At 41.0% G+C, this 18,400-nt stretch carries 27 protein-coding genes, 1 other RNA gene and 2 riboswitches; of the genes, 23 read left to right on the plus strand and 5 right to left on the minus strand.

Annotated features, from left to right (window positions below; translation table 11 throughout):
• Nucleotides 1-78 precede the first annotated feature (78 nt).
• Nucleotides 79-489: an ester cyclase gene (locus tag ACSVDE_RS06375; RefSeq protein ID WP_439300095.1), complete on the plus strand. Its 411-nt coding sequence runs from the start codon at nucleotides 79-81 to the stop codon at nucleotides 487-489.
• A gap of 31 nt (nucleotides 490-520) precedes the next feature.
• Here the strand turns inward: ACSVDE_RS06375 and ACSVDE_RS06380 are convergent, their stop codons facing one another.
• The gene (locus tag ACSVDE_RS06380) at nucleotides 521-781 is read right to left on the minus strand and encodes a DNA alkylation repair protein (RefSeq protein WP_439300096.1); all 261 of its coding nucleotides are present in this window, start codon (nucleotides 779-781) and stop codon (nucleotides 521-523) included.
• Between the two features lie 93 nt (nucleotides 782-874).
• On the opposite strand from ACSVDE_RS06380, the gene ACSVDE_RS06385 reads away from it, so the two are divergent.
• The 9 genes from ACSVDE_RS06385 (at nucleotide 875) to ACSVDE_RS06425 (ending at nucleotide 5,743) form a co-directional block, all read left to right on the plus strand.
• Complete coding sequence (locus tag ACSVDE_RS06385; protein ID WP_318289917.1) at nucleotides 875-1,006, plus strand: hypothetical protein; 132 nt, start codon at nucleotides 875-877, stop codon at nucleotides 1,004-1,006.
• A 129-nt stretch (nucleotides 1,007-1,135) separates the two neighbouring features.
• Nucleotides 1,136-1,217: riboswitch (cyclic di-GMP riboswitch) on the plus strand.
• 43 nt (nucleotides 1,218-1,260) lie between these two features.
• Entirely contained in the window at nucleotides 1,261-1,398 is a 138-nt protein-coding gene (locus tag ACSVDE_RS06390; RefSeq protein ID WP_439300097.1) for an anti-repressor SinI family protein, read from the plus strand.
• Between the two features lie 251 nt (nucleotides 1,399-1,649).
• The gene (locus tag ACSVDE_RS06395) at nucleotides 1,650-2,348 is read left to right on the plus strand and encodes a SipW-dependent-type signal peptide-containing protein (protein WP_439300098.1); all 699 of its coding nucleotides are present in this window, start codon (nucleotides 1,650-1,652) and stop codon (nucleotides 2,346-2,348) included.
• Between the two features lie 5 nt (nucleotides 2,349-2,353).
• Nucleotides 2,354-2,926, plus strand: a complete 573-nt coding sequence (gene sipW, locus ACSVDE_RS06400; RefSeq protein ID WP_439300099.1) for a signal peptidase I SipW — start codon at nucleotides 2,354-2,356, stop codon at nucleotides 2,924-2,926.
• Nucleotides 2,927-3,005: 79 nt separating this feature from the next.
• The gene (locus tag ACSVDE_RS06405; protein ID WP_439300100.1) at nucleotides 3,006-3,602 is read left to right on the plus strand and encodes a TasA family protein; all 597 of its coding nucleotides are present in this window, start codon (nucleotides 3,006-3,008) and stop codon (nucleotides 3,600-3,602) included.
• 108 nt (nucleotides 3,603-3,710) lie between these two features.
• Entirely contained in the window at nucleotides 3,711-4,391 is a 681-nt protein-coding gene (locus ACSVDE_RS06410) for an LPXTG cell wall anchor domain-containing protein (RefSeq protein WP_439300101.1), read from the plus strand.
• A 6-nt stretch (nucleotides 4,392-4,397) separates the two neighbouring features.
• On the plus strand, nucleotides 4,398-5,015 hold the full coding sequence (locus tag ACSVDE_RS06415) for a class D sortase (RefSeq protein WP_439300102.1): 618 nt from the start codon (nucleotides 4,398-4,400) through the stop codon (nucleotides 5,013-5,015).
• A gap of 139 nt (nucleotides 5,016-5,154) precedes the next feature.
• Nucleotides 5,155-5,406: a hypothetical protein gene (locus ACSVDE_RS06420; RefSeq protein WP_439300103.1), complete on the plus strand. Its 252-nt coding sequence runs from the start codon at nucleotides 5,155-5,157 to the stop codon at nucleotides 5,404-5,406.
• 25 nt (nucleotides 5,407-5,431) lie between these two features.
• Complete coding sequence (locus ACSVDE_RS06425) at nucleotides 5,432-5,743, plus strand: helix-turn-helix domain-containing protein (protein WP_439300104.1); 312 nt, start codon at nucleotides 5,432-5,434, stop codon at nucleotides 5,741-5,743.
• Nucleotides 5,744-5,783: 40 nt separating this feature from the next.
• On the opposite strand, the gene ACSVDE_RS06430 is transcribed toward ACSVDE_RS06425, so the two are convergent.
• Nucleotides 5,784-6,110, minus strand: a complete 327-nt coding sequence (locus ACSVDE_RS06430) for a helix-turn-helix domain-containing protein (RefSeq protein ID WP_439300105.1) — start codon at nucleotides 6,108-6,110, stop codon at nucleotides 5,784-5,786.
• An 89-nt stretch (nucleotides 6,111-6,199) separates the two neighbouring features.
• Complete coding sequence (locus tag ACSVDE_RS06435; protein WP_439300106.1) at nucleotides 6,200-6,343, minus strand: anti-repressor SinI family protein; 144 nt, start codon at nucleotides 6,341-6,343, stop codon at nucleotides 6,200-6,202.
• A 30-nt stretch (nucleotides 6,344-6,373) separates the two neighbouring features.
• Nucleotides 6,374-6,455, minus strand: a riboswitch (cyclic di-GMP riboswitch).
• 263 nt (nucleotides 6,456-6,718) lie between these two features.
• Here ACSVDE_RS06435 and ssrS point away from each other — a divergent pair.
• The 6 genes from ssrS to ACSVDE_RS06465 all read left to right on the plus strand — a co-directional run bounded on the left by ssrS (nucleotide 6,719) and on the right by ACSVDE_RS06465 (nucleotide 12,000).
• Nucleotides 6,719-6,904, plus strand: a non-coding RNA gene (ssrS, locus tag ACSVDE_RS06440) — 6S RNA.
• Between the two features lie 106 nt (nucleotides 6,905-7,010).
• A complete protein-coding gene (locus ACSVDE_RS06445) occupies nucleotides 7,011-7,886 on the plus strand; it encodes a 5'-3' exonuclease (protein ID WP_439300107.1) in 876 nt (291 codons plus the stop codon).
• An 86-nt stretch (nucleotides 7,887-7,972) separates the two neighbouring features.
• On the plus strand, nucleotides 7,973-8,938 hold the full coding sequence (locus ACSVDE_RS06450; protein ID WP_439300108.1) for an ABC transporter permease subunit: 966 nt from the start codon (nucleotides 7,973-7,975) through the stop codon (nucleotides 8,936-8,938).
• A complete protein-coding gene (locus tag ACSVDE_RS06455) occupies nucleotides 8,928-9,935 on the plus strand; it encodes a hypothetical protein (RefSeq protein ID WP_439300109.1) in 1,008 nt (335 codons plus the stop codon). The genes ACSVDE_RS06450 and ACSVDE_RS06455 overlap by 11 nt, the downstream gene beginning before the upstream one ends.
• 93 nt (nucleotides 9,936-10,028) lie before the next feature.
• The gene (locus tag ACSVDE_RS06460) at nucleotides 10,029-10,994 is read left to right on the plus strand and encodes an ABC transporter permease subunit (RefSeq protein ID WP_439300110.1); all 966 of its coding nucleotides are present in this window, start codon (nucleotides 10,029-10,031) and stop codon (nucleotides 10,992-10,994) included.
• A complete protein-coding gene (locus ACSVDE_RS06465) occupies nucleotides 10,984-12,000 on the plus strand; it encodes a hypothetical protein (protein WP_439300111.1) in 1,017 nt (338 codons plus the stop codon). Before ACSVDE_RS06460 ends, ACSVDE_RS06465 begins: the two co-directional genes overlap by 11 nt.
• Here ACSVDE_RS06465 and ACSVDE_RS06470 read toward each other — a convergent pair.
• Nucleotides 11,997-12,389 (minus strand): reverse transcriptase-like protein, encoded by a 393-nt coding sequence (locus ACSVDE_RS06470; RefSeq protein WP_439300112.1) that lies wholly within the window; start codon nucleotides 12,387-12,389, stop codon nucleotides 11,997-11,999. The two genes, ACSVDE_RS06465 and ACSVDE_RS06470, sit on opposite strands and share 4 nt — an antisense overlap.
• 330 nt (nucleotides 12,390-12,719) lie before the next feature.
• Between ACSVDE_RS06470 and ACSVDE_RS06475 the strand changes: the two genes are divergently transcribed.
• The 4 genes from ACSVDE_RS06475 (at nucleotide 12,720) to ACSVDE_RS06490 (ending at nucleotide 14,621) form a co-directional block, all read left to right on the plus strand.
• Complete coding sequence (locus ACSVDE_RS06475; RefSeq protein ID WP_439300113.1) at nucleotides 12,720-13,253, plus strand: type 1 glutamine amidotransferase domain-containing protein; 534 nt, start codon at nucleotides 12,720-12,722, stop codon at nucleotides 13,251-13,253.
• A 115-nt stretch (nucleotides 13,254-13,368) separates the two neighbouring features.
• On the plus strand, nucleotides 13,369-13,563 hold the full coding sequence (locus ACSVDE_RS06480; protein WP_439300114.1) for a zinc-finger domain-containing protein: 195 nt from the start codon (nucleotides 13,369-13,371) through the stop codon (nucleotides 13,561-13,563).
• Between the two features lie 87 nt (nucleotides 13,564-13,650).
• The gene (locus ACSVDE_RS06485) at nucleotides 13,651-13,929 is read left to right on the plus strand and encodes a DUF6123 family protein (RefSeq protein ID WP_439300115.1); all 279 of its coding nucleotides are present in this window, start codon (nucleotides 13,651-13,653) and stop codon (nucleotides 13,927-13,929) included.
• A gap of 50 nt (nucleotides 13,930-13,979) precedes the next feature.
• Complete coding sequence (locus ACSVDE_RS06490) at nucleotides 13,980-14,621, plus strand: HD domain-containing protein (RefSeq protein WP_439300116.1); 642 nt, start codon at nucleotides 13,980-13,982, stop codon at nucleotides 14,619-14,621.
• Between the two features lie 45 nt (nucleotides 14,622-14,666).
• Here the strand turns inward: ACSVDE_RS06490 and ACSVDE_RS06495 are convergent, their stop codons facing one another.
• The gene (locus ACSVDE_RS06495) at nucleotides 14,667-14,987 is read right to left on the minus strand and encodes a 2Fe-2S iron-sulfur cluster-binding protein (RefSeq protein ID WP_439300117.1); all 321 of its coding nucleotides are present in this window, start codon (nucleotides 14,985-14,987) and stop codon (nucleotides 14,667-14,669) included.
• Nucleotides 14,988-15,079: 92 nt separating this feature from the next.
• Here ACSVDE_RS06495 and ACSVDE_RS06500 point away from each other — a divergent pair, with 92 nt between their 5' ends.
• The 3 genes from ACSVDE_RS06500 (at nucleotide 15,080) to ACSVDE_RS06510 (ending at nucleotide 18,218) form a co-directional block, all read left to right on the plus strand.
• Nucleotides 15,080-15,493, plus strand: a complete 414-nt coding sequence (locus tag ACSVDE_RS06500; protein ID WP_439300118.1) for a VOC family protein — start codon at nucleotides 15,080-15,082, stop codon at nucleotides 15,491-15,493.
• 55 nt (nucleotides 15,494-15,548) lie between these two features.
• Entirely contained in the window at nucleotides 15,549-16,406 is an 858-nt protein-coding gene (locus ACSVDE_RS06505; RefSeq protein WP_439300119.1) for a CvfB family protein, read from the plus strand.
• A 123-nt stretch (nucleotides 16,407-16,529) separates the two neighbouring features.
• Complete coding sequence (locus ACSVDE_RS06510; protein ID WP_439300120.1) at nucleotides 16,530-18,218, plus strand: formate--tetrahydrofolate ligase; 1,689 nt, start codon at nucleotides 16,530-16,532, stop codon at nucleotides 18,216-18,218.
• The last annotated feature ends 182 nt before the right edge of the window (nucleotides 18,219-18,400 follow it).

The following is an 18,400-nucleotide window of genomic DNA, read 5'->3' on the forward strand; positions in this document are numbered from 1 at the left end:
TTTTTTATCTGTAAAAGTACTAATCACCGTCCCACCTGCATACAAATTAGTCTTATCACACTTGAGGGAGGAGACGAGATGATTTATAAACAGATCGTTCAGAAGTTTCAGGATGAAGTATTGAACGAGAGGTGTTACGACAACTTTTTTCTCTACTGTCATCGAGATTTCACCTTCAAATCAAACGATGATCGCTGTGTTTTCGGATTGGATGCTTTCGCCGAACACATGAATGACTACCAGCAGGCTTTTCCAGATTTGACCTATTGTACGGAGAACATGTACCAGGACGGGAGTTGTGTCGTCGTCTACTGGAAGATGAAAGGAACGAACAAAGCCCCTCTACAATATTATCCTGCCACCTATAAACGCATAGAGCTCCACGGCAGTTCGTTTTTCAAATTTAAAGACGGAAAAATTTATGAAAACTATGTATGCTTCAACGAATACGAAATTCCGAAGCAACTCGGTCTATTGCAGAATGTATAATGCGAAAAAGCCTCTATTATAGAGGCTTTTTTCATGTCAAAAATGGATTTTGGGACGAGCTTGCACGTGCCTTGAACGTTTCTTCATTCTCAATCAAACCGCAAGCACCGCACTGGACGCGATAATGGGATCCACTATAAGGAATGTGGAACGTATCTAAATGATCGTTGGAATATTCCTCAACCACATCACCTGACTGTGGATCCAGTTTGACACCTTTAGGGATCTGTTCAATCATGTTAAAGCGCGTTCGGTTGGTCTTGCAGCCGGGACATAAATAAGGTCCACCCATAGCGAACACCTCCTATCACTTAGAATGACCAGATTTTGAAGAATTATGAAATCGGAATGGCTCATACTAAGAAAAAGAATAGGAGGGATCCCAATGGGCAAACAGAAAAAAGGAAATGCAAACGCACAACGAAACAATAATGCAAAAGCAATGGAAAAACGCGCAAAATCAGGTGAAATGCCAAACTTCGCTGAAGTAGAAGCGAAAAAGATGGAGAGCGAATGAAATAGAGGGACTGTTTTTTTGTTCTATTTGAGCAAAAGAACAACTCCCATATATGACAAAATTTTCTGACAATAATGTTGCTTCATAGTACTATAGATGTATATAATAGAACTAATTAAATAGTTCGTTATAGCTATGGGAGACAATGAAGCGCATATACATTTGGGCACTTATGCTGCGCGGAGTCAGTGGTGCAACCGACCCGACATATCAGGAGACTAAAATCCAGGATCGTGATAAGAGGAGGGCTACCAATGAATGAAGTGCCTGTTAAAATCATTGACCAAGACTGGGTTGCACTGATCCTTGAAGCAAAGTCGCTCGGACTGACCAAAGAAGAGATCCAAGCTTTCCTGGAAATGACAACAAGAAAACACCACATACAGAAGTAAATATTTAGGACCCACACCGGTTGTGTGGGTCTTTTTCTTTGTGGTCGTTCTGTAAAAAGAACATAGTAAAAAAGTTGAAAAACTACGAAAAAGGGAGTATAAGCGAGTATTACTAAGGTATTGTTCTTCAAAACGAACGATATGGTACTATAGAAGGGTTTAAACGTTCTTTATAACGGTATATAATCACAAGTGTAAGATGTTCTTTAAAAAGAACAACACTTACAAAACCCATAACAAAGTAGGTGGGAATGGTGCTTGAACTGCCAAGCAGAAAAAAAAGAAGTAGGAGTCAAGGTAATAGAAAAAGGAGATTTAGATTACTACTAAACTTTTCACTGGCACTTATTGTATTTTTTCTAATGGGATATGCAATTCAAGGTACATATTCCTATTTCTCGGATCAAGCTAGAGTATCAGGCACGATGACAGCAGCAACTGACTTTTGTGCAGACAAAGAATATAAAAAATCTCATAAAGAATTATGTAAAGATAATGCAGGTTTAGGAAACGGACCAGAAGATGGAGACGATGATACTGGAGAACAAACTGATCCAGACAACCCTGGTCATAACAAAAAAGATTGTGATGATCATACGGGTGCTCCATGTTCAGACAAAACAAATGATACAAAACAAGAAAAAGAAGATCAAGTACAAGATGATACTAATAGTCAAGAACAAATAGAAAACTCAGAAAATGATGAAACTGAAGCAAGTGAATCTGATCAATCATCTGAAGAAGCTGAAGAAGGAAATGAAACTGATGGGTCAAATGAAACTGAGCCACAATCTCAGTCTTCTGAAGAAGATGAAGAAAATAACGTAATTGAAGGAAAAGGACAAAACACAGAAAAGACTCCTGAAGTTCCTGATCCAAAACAAACAGAGGAGAATAAGACAAGTAGTAATGAACCCCAAAATGAAAATAATCAAGAAACAACGGAGTGATGTATATGAAAACAACATTGAAATGGGTTAGTAACATTACGTCATGGTTATTGTTCGGCATTTTTATAGTCATGGTTTTCATGGTTGTAACTTCGAAAGCATCAGGTGGAGAACCAACGTTCATGGGTTATCAACTAAAATCTGTTCTTTCAGGTTCGATGGAACCCACATTCGATACAGGATCAATTATTGCTATAGATCCATCTATTAATAAAGAGAAACTAAAAAAGGGTGACATCATCACCTTCATGGAAGATGCAGAAAAGTTAATCACTCATAGAATTATAGAAGTTAAAAAAACCGCCAATCATGTGCAATACATCACCAAAGGGGATAACAATGATGGTGCTGACATATCCCCAGTTCTTTCGGAAAATGTTGTTGGAAAATATGATGGCTTCAATATCCCGTTACTTGGCTATTTTATGAATTTTGCAAATTCAAAAATTGGTACAGCAATATTATTGATCCTTCCAGGATTACTGTTGATCATTTATTCTGCCTACTCTATCTGGAAGGCTATTAAGGAAATTGAAGTACCTAAAAAAGAAGAATCTAGTTCTACTACTAGTAATTGAATAAGTTGAATCACCGCTATTCAGCGGGTTCAAAATAAAAAATATACATACCCAATAGGGTAAAGGAGGAAAAAGAAACATGAGTATTAAAAAGAAGATTGGTTTGGGCGTAGCATCAGCAGCACTAGGATTGTCGTTGGTCGGTGGAGGGACTTTTGCATACTTTAGTGATACAGCAACAGCAAGTAATACTTTTGCTGCAGGAAAATTGGACCTATCAGTTGATCCTACTACTATTATTGATGTTGACAATTTAAAGCCAGGGGATACTATGCTTCGTTCTTTTGAGCTTGTCAATGGTGGTACACTCGATATCAAAAATGTTATTCTCGATACTTCTTATTCTGTAACAGATCATGGCAACAATAATGCTCGTGATTTGGGTGAGCATATACGAGTAAACTTCTTATTCAATATCGATAAGTTGGATGTACCAGTTTACTCTACTACTCTTGCTGATTTATCGTCAATGTCTCCTGAAGCTGTAGAAAACACATGGGAGCATATCTTCGGAGATAGATGGGGTAGCACAGGATTAGTAGCTGGTTCAAGTGATTTACTTTATGTACAATTTGAATTCGTGGATGATGGTACTGATCAAAATGAATTCCAACAAGATTCATTGAACCTTCAGTGGACATTTACTGGTCACCAAACAGATGGAGAAGAACGATAATAAGAAATACTTAATGAATGGGAAGGTGGGTAATCCCACCTTCCTCTTAATTAAAGTAAAAACTTGAAACTCCTTGGATAACAAAATTTTCTTATGAGGAGTCAATTTATGAGATTGATAAAAAGATTACTTGTTAGAGTAATAATCTTATATAGTGCAATTATGTTGGTAAATGTATTTTATCATCCTGTAAAAGATACTGGTGCTGAGAAAAGTGCCCCGCTGTTGGACATCAGTACTTCACCTGCAAGCTATTTATTCGATTTGCAAAATTTAAAACCTGGTGATTGGGCTGAGCGTAAGTTAGTCGTTAGTAATGACGGTAATATTGATTTTGATTATCGAACATTAGCAAAATTTAAAGATGGATCTAAAAAGCTTTACGACCAATTGGATCTAAAGATTGAAGATCAAACTGGAGTAGTACTATTTGAGGATAAGCTTTACAAGTTTGATCAGCTAACTGAACGTAAGTTGGATCATCACCATACAGACGAATTTGTTGTGACAGTAACGTTCCCATCTGAATCCGGAAACGAGTTTCAAGGGTTAGGAACGACTTTTGAATTAGAGTTTTCAGCTCAAGCTACCAAAGAAGAAGTCCCGACTCAAGAACCTAAAGATCCTGATAAAACAGAAAATGAATCACCTAAGAGTGCTCTTCCACAAACTGGTGAATCCAATCCTATCTGGTATTACTTAACAGGAATTATGTTGGCTGGTGTTGGTGTTGGTGTATTGCGTCAAAGTTTAAAAGGTGATCGTCCTAGAATCAGGTTAAAGAGGTAACACACTATGAAACTACTTATGGCTTCTTTACTCATACTTATTGGTATAGGTGTTGCCTCTTTCCCTTTTATCAAATCTCAGTACTCACTTCATCAACAAGAACAACTCCTTACTGAATGGAACCAATCTAATCAGGAAACCGCAAGACAGAGCTTCACTTCACTATCAAAGGTATATGCTTCAGAAGAGAATAAAGAACAAACAAAAACGTTTCCAACAACAGGTGAATTAATAGGCACAATCTCAATTTCAAGTATAGATCTTACATTACCAATTCTTGAAGGAGCAACAATCCCGAACTTGAAAAAAGGAGCTGGCCGTCTCGAAGGTACTGCTCTATTAGGAGAGAAGGGGAATGCAGCGATTGCTGCACACCGCAGCTATACCTACGGAAAAGACTTCAACCGCCTTGATGAGTTAGAAGATGGTGACGAGATCATCATTACAACCGAAACTTCCACATACACATATATTGTGGACAACACTTTGCGTGTTCTTCCAGATGACACTTCAGTATTAGCATCAAATCAAGATCAATCCATCATAACCTTAATAACGTGTGACCCTATCAAAGACCCTACACATCGCTTGATTGTTCAAGCTTCTATAAAGAAAACTTGGTGAAGCCAAGCCTTGGCGCAGGTTGAACCTTAGTTGCTCTTATACTTTTATCTATTACTTTTCTTCAACGTCGACGAACATCCTCGTTGAAAAGTTATCGTTTTCAAAACGTATACAAAATCCATAAGAAAAGGTGATTGCCATGATTCGTAGATTAAATGGTGATTCGATCTCCTATATTAATAATCAGAAGGTTACCTTGAGATACTTACAAGAAGACATTGGAGAACTCTACATCAATAACCAACTGATGGGGAAATGTTCTTACTCTTATGCTAAATCATCTATAGAACGTATGGAACAAGTGAAGAGTAGAGAAAAAATCTATATTCAAGACGATGAAATTCTATTTAGAGAATTGAAGGTAGGTACACTGATTAATATTCAAGTTTAGACCTTGGAGAAGGGGGATCCCAGTTATGTATTTAGGAGAAAAAGTAAGGCAAGCTCGGATTGCCCAACAGATTTCTATAAAAGAACTGGCGAAACTTGTCCAGGTAACGGAGGCTTACATATTGAATCTAGAGAGTGGTATCATACAAAATCCATCATTTTTTACCGTTGTACGTATTGCAAAAGAATTAGGATTGGATGTATATGAGATGGATAAATTGTACGTTGATCCTGAATGGTTGGATCTGATTAAGGAAGCAAGGCAGTTAGGACTTTCAAGAACGGAAATACGGAACTTCATATTACAGCAACAATTTCTCTCCCTTGATGCAAAATAAAAAGCACTCCATTCCAAATTAGAATGGGAGTGCTTAATTATTATTCTTGTTCTTTTTTCCACTTATTATACTCTAGGAAACTTTTGAATTCGTCTTTTGAAACCCCGGACTGCATGGCTTCTTGTACAAGTCTCATCCAATCTTCATCTAGGTCCTCATGTTTTGCATCCACTGCATCATGTAATAGATTATCTAAAGGTACATTCAATACTGTCGATACTTTTTCTAAGAATTGAATGGAAGGGTTCGATTGTAGATTACGCTCAATTGAGCTGAGGTAGGACTTAGCCACACCCGCTCGTTCTGCAAGCTCTGATAGAGAGAATCCTTTTTCATTTCTGTAGTGTTTAAGACGATCCCCAATCATAATTGTAACTCCTTCAAGTCAAAATTCTTCTGGATAATTAAACCCATTATACCATAAAACTTGGTGATCTGTTATGTATTTCTGTGTAGTTACGCTTTTGATTGGACGGTTTTGAAGGAAAAACTACGAATAAAGTCCCGGATTTCGCTTTTTGTCAGGCCATTGTTTTTTGCTGCTTTCATCAACTCAACCCACTCTAAATCCAACTTCTCTTTTTCAACTCGTTTTTCCATTACCCATTCCTCCTAATTAAGAACTTGCCTCTTGGTAGCCCAGCCATCTTGGTATATCCGTAGATCTGTGACTTTGCGTCGCCGCTTTTCAACGGGTTTGCCTTTGCAAGGAGGGTTTCCATTTTTATACTATCTATCATATAGAATGCCTACTACAAAAGTTGTAAGTTTACGATGAAAATTCGTTCTAATTTTGTCGTATTGACAGAAATATCCGACAAATTACCTGATTATCTACATATTGACGCGAATGCTGTGGATGATAAAGTGACATACTAGATTTAGCGATTAGGAAAGGTCTGATAGATACCATAAATTGTAACAACTCGACAATGATCGGAGTTCTTTACAAACAACCCATTCCTAGTTATAATAAAGTTCCTGCATTGTTAGTGACACGTTTATGTCTTAAACCGATGTCATGACATAGGGAACCCTAAATCTCGATCTAGACGTCATGCCGCAACTTCGGAAGCGGAAGACGAACGGATTGATGCGGGTACCCACCTGCCGAAAGTGGGTTTATGAGTCATGAAGTGTCACGGCAAGTGCGGGAACTCATACATATTGTGAAAGGGCTGGCCAGCAATGGTCAGTCCTTCTCTATTTATAAAGTAAAATGTGATACAATGAACAGAGGAAAAGCCGGGGAAAAGGGGACAAAAAAATGAGTAACCGATTTATTATCATAGATGGATTCAACCTGTTAAGCCGATGTTATTTTGCGACGAGCTATGGTCGAGAAGACCATGAATTGACGACAAACAGTGAAGGATTGTACACGAATGCACTCCGTGTCAAAATTCAAAAGCTCTTGAATCTAATTGAAATTTACGATCCGACACATCTTATGATTGCATGGGATGTGAAGCGTGAAGAAACGTTGCGCCGTCAAAAGTATCCAGATTATAAGGATACACGAAACGAACTGCCTGAACCTCTCATTCAGCAGTATCAAACTGTAACGGAACTGTTCGATATTGTAGGAGTCACACAAATGGCGATCAGCCCATATGAAGCGGATGACATCATGGGTACTTTGTCACGCCGTTGGTCGGAAGAAATGGACGGAGAGTGCTACATCTACAGTAACGACCGTGATTTGCTGCAGCTTTTAACGGATAAAGTGTCTCAGATCATAGCGAAAAAGAAAGAAGAGAATGCATACACTCTGAAGCATTTCACTGACGAGTTCGGGATTACGCCTGCTCAATGGATTGATGTGAAGGCACTACTTGGTGATAAGAGTGACAACATTCCTGGCGTGCATGGTGTTGGGGAAAAAGCAGCGCTCCCGATGATCCAGCAGTACGGATCGGTCGAAGCGATTTATGAGGAAGAAGAGCTGGATCCGATTTTCAAGCGTTACTTGAAGAAGATTGCTGCCGGTCGTGAGATGGCATTCCTCAGTAAGGATCTCGTAACCATCGATACACAGATTCCGATATTGAATGAAACGCCATGGGATGGATTCTCCTTACGACTTGACCGTGAAAAACTGAAACAAGAAGTGGAACGACTCGAATTACGCGTTCGGATGTAAGTTGTATACTAATAAAACCAAAAAAAGGAAACGATAGAACTTTGTCGAAACCCTACTTTATAGAAAATATAAAGTGGGGTCTTTTTATGCGAAATTTATTGGCTGTTTCATTGGTGAAGGGTGGGCTTACCATTACCGGCATCATCCTGTTCAGTTGTCTTCCGTATTTGTTATTCAATATGGAGTCGAACAAAGAAATTCTTTATCTGATCAATAAAAAGATGATGTCGAATGCGAGCTACTTGGTTGATGATATCATTTTCAACTGGCGAGCTTACTTCGAGCAAGTTGCGCTTTCAATTAAGGAACTATTTACATTTTGGGACATGACGTATTCGACGAAAACGGGTCAAATCTTACCTGTCTTCCCAGAAATGAGAGAATTATATGTAAAATCAGCTGCCTATTTTCTCGGTGGATTAGTAGTAGCGGTTAGCTTGTCTGTCATGTTAGTCCACATCATTATGATGACTAACGTGAAAGTGAGAAGAGTACTTAAAGGAATATTGACCATCATGAAATCCCTTCCGGATGTGTTTTACATCATCCTTACACAACTGATCATCATCTGGGTATACAGACGTACGGATGTGGTGTTGTTTAATACATCACATTCATTCGGGGATGAAGCAATCTTTTTCCCAATCATGCTGTTAGCGATATTGCCGACGGTTTATTTTGTGAGATTTCTATTATTGGCTTTTGAGGATCAGGAGTCAGAGTTATATGTGGAACTTGCGAAGGGAAAGGGCGTTGTTCGTTTTCGTATCGTGAGTTTACATATTTTCCGTAATGCGATTCCTACCTTAAAAAATCATTTCAAGACAATCTTTTGGATTATGCTGTCCAATTGGTTGATGGTTGAAATATTCATGGACTTTAATGGGATCATGATGTTCCTTTTGGAAAATGGACCGTTGAATCCGACATTGTTCATTTTAGGAGTTGTCATGATTTTCATCCCTTACTATACGATCAGTTTACTATCAGGACTCATGACGATGTCTGTTCAAAAAGTAATCGTTAGGAGGGGAATGGAAGATGCTGCTTAAATTGATACGTAACCCGTGGTTTTTAGTCAGTTTTATTGGATTGACGGTTTTACTGACATTCAGTTTTGGATATGAAGCATGGCTAAAAGATGATGGAGATCGGGTTACTGTTTTATATGATGAGGATGGTGTGCCTTATGATAGTGCGCCGTTCGAGCCCTCTTTTCAGTATCCGTTAGGGTCGGATAGTCTAGGAGAAAATTATCTGTATCGAATAGTAGATGGAGCCAAGTATACGATCGGATTGGCAGCTTCAATCAGCCTCGTCCAGATCATCTTATCTTTATTCGGTGGATTTCTACTATATATTGCACCTAAAAAAGTAAGACTGACTGCAGATGGTTTATTTGATACGTTCCATTATGCGCCTTTCGCCATTTTTATTTATTTGTTGGCGGGAACAGTCATTGATATCTTTGTATGGAGTTACTCACTTGAAACGAGAATCATTTTTCCTGCCATCGTCATCGTTTTGTTATCTGTTCCTGTGCTTTCCACTCTGATTGCAAAGGAATTAGAGGATTTATATAAAGTGGAGTTTATTCAAAATGCACCAACCTTGGGAGGTGGCGTCTACCACATTTTCCGGAAGCATGTTTCCAAATTCCTCATCCCGAAGCTGTTTGTATTGTTCCTCCAACAGATCAGTACGGTGTTGATCATCTTTGTCCATTTAGGCGTGTTAGAGGTGTTCATCGGAGGTAGTGAAACATACAAAATGGCAGAAAGTGTAGATGGTGGTGTTATGATTGAGACCTTCACTTTATCAAATGAGTGGGGTGGATTGATCGGTAAGTATTGGTCACTTTATATAGCATACCCTTGGCTCATTTTCGGACCGATTTTGGCGTTTTCGTTTGTCATTTTGATGATGAACCTGCTCGTGCATGGCATGACGCAAACGCTTGAAATCAATCCATATGGTAAAAAGAAAAGGAAACAAAAAAGCCGCCTTCAAAACAAGGAAGCTGCTGAATTGGATTTTTCAAAGATTTAACGGAAGGAAGAACATAACATAAATAACAATTAAAGGGAATAAGAGAATTTTGTCGAAACCCTACTTTATAGAAAATAAAGTGGGGTCTTTTTTATGGGGAAATTTCTAGCAATATCCGGTTTTAAAGCATTACTGACAGTCTTGAGCATCATCTTGTTCGGGTGTCTTCCATTTCTGTTATTCAACATGGAAGTGAACAAAGAAATCCTCTATCTGCTCAATAAGGACATATTAGGAAATGCGAGCTACATGTCAGATGACATCATGTTCAACTGGAAAGGATACCTCGATCAAGTTGCACTTTCACTGAGAGAAGTCGGAACGTTTTGGGAGATGACCTATTCGACGAAAGTCGGTAAGGACTTGCCTGTATTCCCTGAACTGAGTGAACTTTACTTCAAGTCTGCATCCTACTTTTTAGGTGGATTAGTTGTAGCCGTTTGTCTCTCTGTCATCTCAGTTCACATCATCATGATGACAAATAAAAAAGTAAGAAGAGCTTTTAAGGCAATGCTCACAGTCTTAAAATCACTTCCTGATGTGTTTTTCATCATGATCGTTCAACTTGCCATCATCATGGTGTTCAAAAAAACGGGGGTGGTACTGTTCAATACCACCCATTCATATGGAGACGAGGCCATATTTTTTCCGATATTGGTCTTATCCATATTGCCAACGGTGTATTTCGTAAAATATCTATTGCTGGCTTTTGAAGATCAAGAAGACCAATTATACGTGGAACTCGCAAAAGGAAAGGGAGTTGCAAGGTTCAAGATCGTCAGTATCCATATTTTCCGCAATGCGATTCCGACTTTAAGGAATCATTTCAAGACGATCTTTTGGATCATGCTGTCCAATTGGCTAATGATAGAGATCTTCATGAATTATAATGGAATCATGATGTTCTTGGTGGAGAATGGACCATTGAATCCATCATTGTTCATCGTAGGGGTCTTGATGATTTACCTTCCTTACTTCTTGATCAGTGTATTGTCTTCACTTATTAAGATGTCAGTTGCGGAAACGAAAGTAAGGAGGGGAATGGAAGATGCTGCTTAAACTCATTAGAAATCCATGGATTGTATTCAGCTTTATCGGATTAACGGTTCTACTTACGCTAAGCTTCGGGTATGAGGCCTGGCTGAAATATGATGGAGAACGTGTAACGATCCTATATGATGAGGAGGGTCTTCCTTATGACAGTGCGCCTTTCGAACCGTCCTTAGAGTATCCTTTAGGATCAGATAACCTGGGGGAAAATTATCTGTATCGGGTTATAGACGGGGCCAAATACACGATTGCACTAGCGGCCATCATCAGTCTCATACAAATGATTTTGTCTTTCTTTGGCGGATTTTTATTGTATCTTTCACCGAAAAAAGCTCGCCTTACATTCGATGGTTTATTTGATACACTCCATTATGCTCCATTTGTGATTTTCATTTATTTACTCGTTGGACCTGTCCTCGTCATTTTTACATGGAGCTATACGTTAGAAACGAAGATCGTCTTTCCTGCGGTCGTCATTATCTTTTTATCTGTTCCCGTACTATCAAATCTGATCGCAAAGGAATTAGAACAGGTTTATAAAGTCGAGTTCATCCAAAATGCGCCTACATTGGGGGGAGGCGTCTTCCACATTTTTAGAAAACATGTATCTAGGTTCCTAGTACCAAAAATGTTTGTGTTATTCCTTCAACAAATCAGTACGGTCCTGATCATCTTTGTCCATTTAGGAATCCTCCAGGTGTTCATCGGTGGAAGTGAGACATATAAAATGGATGAACGTATAGAAGGAAAAGAAGTTGTCATCATAACGGAATCATTTACGATGTCGAATGAGTGGGGTGGACTGATCGGAAAGTATTGGTCTGAATATATGTTCAACCCGATGCTTGTTTTTGGACCGATTCTAGGGTTTTCGTTCGTCATTTTGATGATGAACTTACTGGTACACGGTTTAACACAAACGCTTGAAATCAATCCATATGTTAAAAAGAAGCGCGAACGAAAAAGCCGCCTTCGAAAGAAGACAGCTACAGAGTTGGATTTTACAAAGATTTAAGCGTTCTTTTGGATGGCTTCACGAGCGAGTTTATCAGCATTCCTGTTTTGCGAACTCGGAATCCACTTGATGAAAAACAGATCCAGCTCGTCTTTCAACACAAGAACTTGTTGAAGGAGGGGCTGGTATACGTTCTTTTTGACATATTCCTTTTCGACGGCTTGTTCGACTAGCTGTGAGTCGGTCCGGAATGAAACGATTTTGTAACCTTTGTCGATGCAGATTTTCAATGCGTGGATAAGAGCATGGTACTCTGCTTCATGGTTCGACATCTCACCGAGCGGGATGGAGTAGGAATGACTTCCATCCGGAGCTCCTTTTATAAATATACCTGCGCCAGACGGTCCAGGATTACCTGAACTGGCACCATCTACATAAACGTCTATCATCTAATCACCTATAATTGTAAAAATTTGTTACCGTCCGCACCCCGAAATCGGTGGAGATCGGATTTCGGGTACCGCAAGAGGTTCTTTCGCACCCCGAAAACGGGAAAAATCAGATTTCGCACCCCGTATGCGGCACTTTCGCACCCTGAAAACGGGAAAAAACGCTTTTCGAGCACCGAACGAAGTGAGCAGCTCCAAAAATCCCCTCGACTTAACGTTTATTTTATCATACAAGTTGGGAATAGGTACTACCATATCTAGCTACAGATTCTTTTACGGTCTGTAAGATGGACATTTGTACGAATGTTTTGTAAAAAGGAGGTTCACACAATGAGGCTGTCGAACACTAGAGTTATGGCATTGGTTGAAAATGATTTCGAGGATCTAGAACTATGGTACCCAGTACTCCGCTTACGTGAAGAAGGCGTCACCGTCCACATCGTCGGTGCCGAAGAGAACAAGGAATACAAAGGAAAGTACGGTGTACCGGCAGTTGCCGATTACAGCTATGAAGACGTGAACTACTACGAATACGACGGAATTCTTGTTCCAGGCGGCTGGGCACCCGATAAACTCCGTCGCGATAAGAAAGTGATTGAAATCGTCCAGTACATGAATGACCAGAAACGGACGATCGGACAAATCTGTCATGCTGGATGGGTCTTGATTTCAGCCGACATCCTTAAAGATAAAGTGGTGACAAGTACACCAGGCATAAAAGATGATATGACAAATGCTGGCGCAGTCTGGAGGGACGAAGCGGTGACGGTGGATGGTCACATCGTTTCGAGCAGGCGACCGCCTGACTTACCGGACTATACGCGGGAGCTCATCAAAGTGTTAGAAGAGAACAACAGAGACTGACCACTCCATAGCGAGTGGTTTTCTCTTGGATAAAAGGTATACACCACGATTCCATCAATAAAATAAAACTAGAAAAGGCATACTGAAAGTAAATGAACGTACAGGAGTGAGACGATTGGAAAGAAAGGTTGTGACAGAGGAAATTGAATGGACCTTGAAAACCTATTGCAGGGATTGTTTCGTGTGTGAAGCGTTCAAAAAGGACTATGGGAAAAATTATGCACAAAGCTTCTGCAACCGCGATTGCTCAATCGGTAGAAGACTGCAGATGCTTGGGGAATCGTTATCGTCGAAACGTGTAGAAGGTTAGCGAAATATTAGAGCTTTTGTTCCACTTCCTCTCATTTATGGTAAAATGAATGTATAAATTTTCAGATAGAGGTAGGGCAAAAGACATATGCGTCACAGATCTACGGGTGAATTCATTCAATTTTTGAGCAGCAAAGGTTTTCATCTATCAGATGATGACATTGCTTTCATCTATTTCGGGAAAAAGTATACGGATGCGGACGATGAGCTCGTGAATGTTGCGATTGAAACAACATTGAAGGTACAAGTCCGGTTTGATGGCAGCTATTACATTGCCTTATTGGAAGCGATGAAACAATCTGGTGCTCAAAGTACATATGATGCGAAGCGGTTCGTGAAAAATCAAGAAATCGTACCCAGTTCATAACAGCGACAGCATTCCTGAGATGCTGTTTTTTACTTTTGTGGGAGGTAAGAATGTTGAAGAACATTGAGAAGTTCGTCATGGAAAAGTTAATAAAGGACTCGACTGGGCATGATTGGGCGCATATCGACCGGGTTCGTATGCTCGCGATACAAATCGGAAAAGTGGAAGGAGCAGATTTGAAGATCTGCGAACTGGCAGCCCTTGTCCATGATCTCATTGATGACAAGCTGTTCAGCGATGAAGAAACTGCTCTTAAGGAAGTTATTCAACTCCTCAAAAAAGAAGGAATCGAAAAGAAAGAGATGGATCATATCGTCGAGATCATCACGACGATGTCGTTTAGCAGTGGTCCCGAAAAGGGAATGAGTACGCTTGAAGGAGAAGTGGTGCAAGACGCCGACCGATTGGATGCTCTAGGAGCGATCGGCATTGCTCGGACGTTCATGTACTCAGGTGCAAAAGGTCAGGCGATGTACGACCCAGCGATCCCTGCCCGAACACAACAGATGACAAAAGAAGAGTACCGCCAAGGAAAAAGCACCTCCATCAATCATTTTTATGAAAAATTGTTCAAGTTGAAGGACTTGATGAATACAGAAGAAGGCATTCGTCTAGCTGAAGAACGCCACACATTCATCGAACAGTTCGTGGAACAATTTTTAGCAGAGTGGGAAGGGAAAGACGTTCAATAATATAAAAGGACTTCGGCTCACCGAAGTCCTCCAAACATGAGTCCATTATTCAGCTGGGCGTGGTCCTGCATCCATTTCGGAGTTTTCTTCGGTCATGATTGGTCGTACAGTTACATCTTCAGTGACACGAACCTGGCAAGACAAACGTAATCCTTCCTGAATGCCTTTTTTGGAGAAAGCTTCTTGTTCAATGTCGGTCAGATCTCCAAAGTCACCGCCTTCAACATCGACGCGGCATGTGGTGCATTTCGCTTTTCCCCCGCAGCGGTGGAGGATATTGATTCCATTGTCTTCAAGCGCTAAGACGAGCTTTTTACCTTCTTCTACTTCAAATGTTCCATGGTCGGGTACTGTAACTTTTGGCATGATCTTCCTCCTTTAGAGATGAATTCCTACTTATTATACTATACCATTACCTGAACCATACAACGTTAAACTAGTGAAAGGAATGATGACCCGTGGAAAAAACATTGGATCATATCGGTATTGCCGTCCGTGACTTGGATGAAGCGCTCCAATTTTACATAGATATTCTCGGAGGTGAACTCGATCATCGATATACTAGCGACACGCCTGGAGTTGAAGTGCATGTTGCTGCGGTAAAAGTGAAGGGTGATCTGATCGAACTCCTGCAGCCGACTTCCCATACGTCACCAGTCGCCAGGTTCATCCGGCAAAAAGGGAAAGGCGTCCATCATATAGCATACCGGGTACCAGACCTGGATAAAGCTATTGAAGAAAGTCGGAAAGATGGGATCCGATTCCTAGAAGATACGTATCGGACGAACCAGTTAGGCAGAAGGCTCATTTACTTGAACCCAGCCTCCACCCAAGGAACCATTATCGAATTTTGCGATTATCCCAATCAATGATTCTGATATAATGGGATAGAATATGAAGACAAAGCGAGTAAAGGAAGTTGTATAGATGAATACATTAGAAGTTGGAACAATTGTAAATTTAGTCGTTTCTCGTGAAACCGAGCTTGGATATATGCTCATGAACGCCAAAAGGGAAGAAGTATTTCTTCACCGAGCAGAAACGGAAAAAGGTCTTGAGGAAAATGAAAGAGTGAAAGTGTTCCTTTATCATGATCATGAAGGACGTCTCGCTGCAACAACGACAATGCCATTCATTGACATGAACAGCATCGCGTGGCTGGAAATTGTCGGCGTACAACCGAAGCTTGGCGTGTTTATGGACATCGGCATCAAGAAAGACATCCTTTTATCAAAGGACGATCTACCGAATGAACGTTCTATCTGGCCACAGGAAGGTGACAAGTTGTATTGCGGACTTCGTACAGATAAAAAAGGTCGGTTATTTGCAGATCGTGCTTCAAATGAAGAGATCGAGACGCTTTCAGAGCCTGCTCCTGAAACGCTCCGAAACCAGTACATAACGGGTCACGTATACCGCTTCAATGAACAAGGAGCAATGATCTTCACGGACGACCGGCACATCGCCTTTTTACATAGAGATGAAGGTGGTCAGCGTCTCCGACTGGGACAACGTCTACAGGTGCGCGTAACCTTCGTGCGGGAAGACGGTCGCGTCAATGCCTCGTTAAAAGCACCCAAAGAGATCGCTTACGAAGAGGATTCGCAACAGATTCTTTCGTACCTGGAACAAAACGACGGTTTCATGCGCTTTAACGATAAATCCAACCCGGATGACATCAAACGGGCATTCGGATTATCGAAAGCAGCTTTCAAACGAGCGATGGGGAAACTGATGAAAGAGAAGAAGATAGAACAGTCTCCTGAAGGTACGAAATTAAAATAATCCTTTCTATATGAAAGTGCTTTCATTTTCCAAAAACTATTGTTATCGTTGATAATGGAAGGCACATCTATTCATGTGCAGACGTTAAAAAGAGAAATCATGTAGAAGATGGAGGAACGTCAAATGGTTGAAAATACGAAAGTGAAATCAGACATTGAAATTGCCCAAGAGGCCGAGCTTTTACCGATTCAACAAATTGCTGAACAATTGAACTTGACGGAAGAAGAGTGGGAACCATACGGACGTTATAAAGCGAAAATTTCATTAGATGTGATGGACCGATTGAAGGATACGAAAGACGGAAAGGTCGTCCTCGTCACATCGATCAACCCGACACCTGCAGGGGAAGGGAAATCGACGGTAACAGTCGGTCTTGGACAAGCTCTTAATAAAATCGGCAAAAAATCAGTCATCGCACTCCGCGAGCCATCCCTTGGACCGAGCATGGGAATCAAAGGCGGTGCTGCGGGCGGCGGTTACTCCCAGGTCATGCCGATGGAGGAAATCAACCTTCATTTTACAGGTGATATTCATGCGATTACGACAGCGAACAATGCACTTTCTGCGTTGATTGATAACCATATCCATCAAGGGAACGAACTGAACATTGATACGCGCCGCATCGTTTGGAAGCGTGTCATCGACATGAATGACCGTGCGTTACGTAACGTGGTGGTCGGGCTTGGCGGCGCTGTGCAAGGTGTACCGCGTGAAGACAGCTTCGACATTACGGTCGCTTCTGAAATCATGGCGATTTTCTGCCTTGCACGTAATGTCCGCGACTTAAAAGAGCGTCTATCCCGCATGGTCGTGGCTTATGATGTAAATAAAGAGCCTGTTACGGTAAAAGATCTAGGTGTGGAAGGTGCGTTGACGCTCTTATTGAAAGATGCGATCAAGCCGAACCTCGTTCAGACATTAGAAAATACGCCAGCATTGATTCACGGCGGACCATTCGCGAACATCGCGCACGGCTGTAACAGTGTCATCGCGACGAAAATGGCTTCCAAGCTTGGCGATTACGTTGTGACAGAATCCGGTTTCGGTGCGGATCTTGGGGCAGAGAAATTCCTTGATATCAAAGCTCGTTACGGTGAAATCGACCCGAACCTCGTCGTTGTCGTCGCAACGGTCCGTGCGTTGAAGATGCATGGTGGTGTACCGAAAGATGAGCTCCAGAAAGAAGACTTGGCCGCTTTGGAAAAAGGAATGGTCAACCTCGAGAAGCACATTGAAACCGTTCAGTCGTTCGGATTGCCGTTCGTTGTTGCATTGAACCATTTCGTGAAGGATACCGACCGCGAAGTGGAATTTGTAAAAGAATGGTGTGCGAAGAAAGGCGTCGAAGTTGCGGTCGCAAAAGTTTGGGCTGACGGCGGAAAAGGCGGCGAAGAGCTTGCTCAGAAGGTCGTCGACATGATCGACACGGGTGAAAACAACTACAAACCGCTTTATACATTGGACCAATCGCTCGAAGAGAAAATCGAGACGATCGTGACGAAGGTTTACGGCGCTGAAGGCGTAGACTTCTCGAAGAAAGCGAAGAAACAATTGAAAGAATACACAGATCTTGGGTGGGACAACCTTCCAGTCTGTATGGCAAAAACACAGTATTCACTGTCGGATGATCCGACGCTGCTCGGACGTCCGGAAGGTTTCCGCGTTCAGATCCGTGAGTTGAAAGCTTCCATCGGAGCTGGATTCATCGTCGCGCTGACAGGAAACGTCATGACGATGCCTGGTTTGCCGAAAAAACCAGCTGCACTGAACATGGACGTCACCGACGACGGGAAAGCAGAAGGATTGTTCTAGAATAATTTGATGATGAGAGGACTGACGTGGAGTCAGTCCTTTTTCATTTTTACAGAATAAATCGGAAAACTTACAGAATTAACTGTGATTCTTACACAATTAATTGAATTTTTTACAGAAAAAATTGGATTCTTACAGATAATCGGAGATTTTTCACAGAAAAATCCGGGATTGTAGTAGAA

The organism is Pseudalkalibacillus sp. Hm43 (assembly GCF_051842935.1).
GTDB lineage: Bacteria > Bacillota > Bacilli > Bacillales > Fictibacillaceae > Pseudalkalibacillus.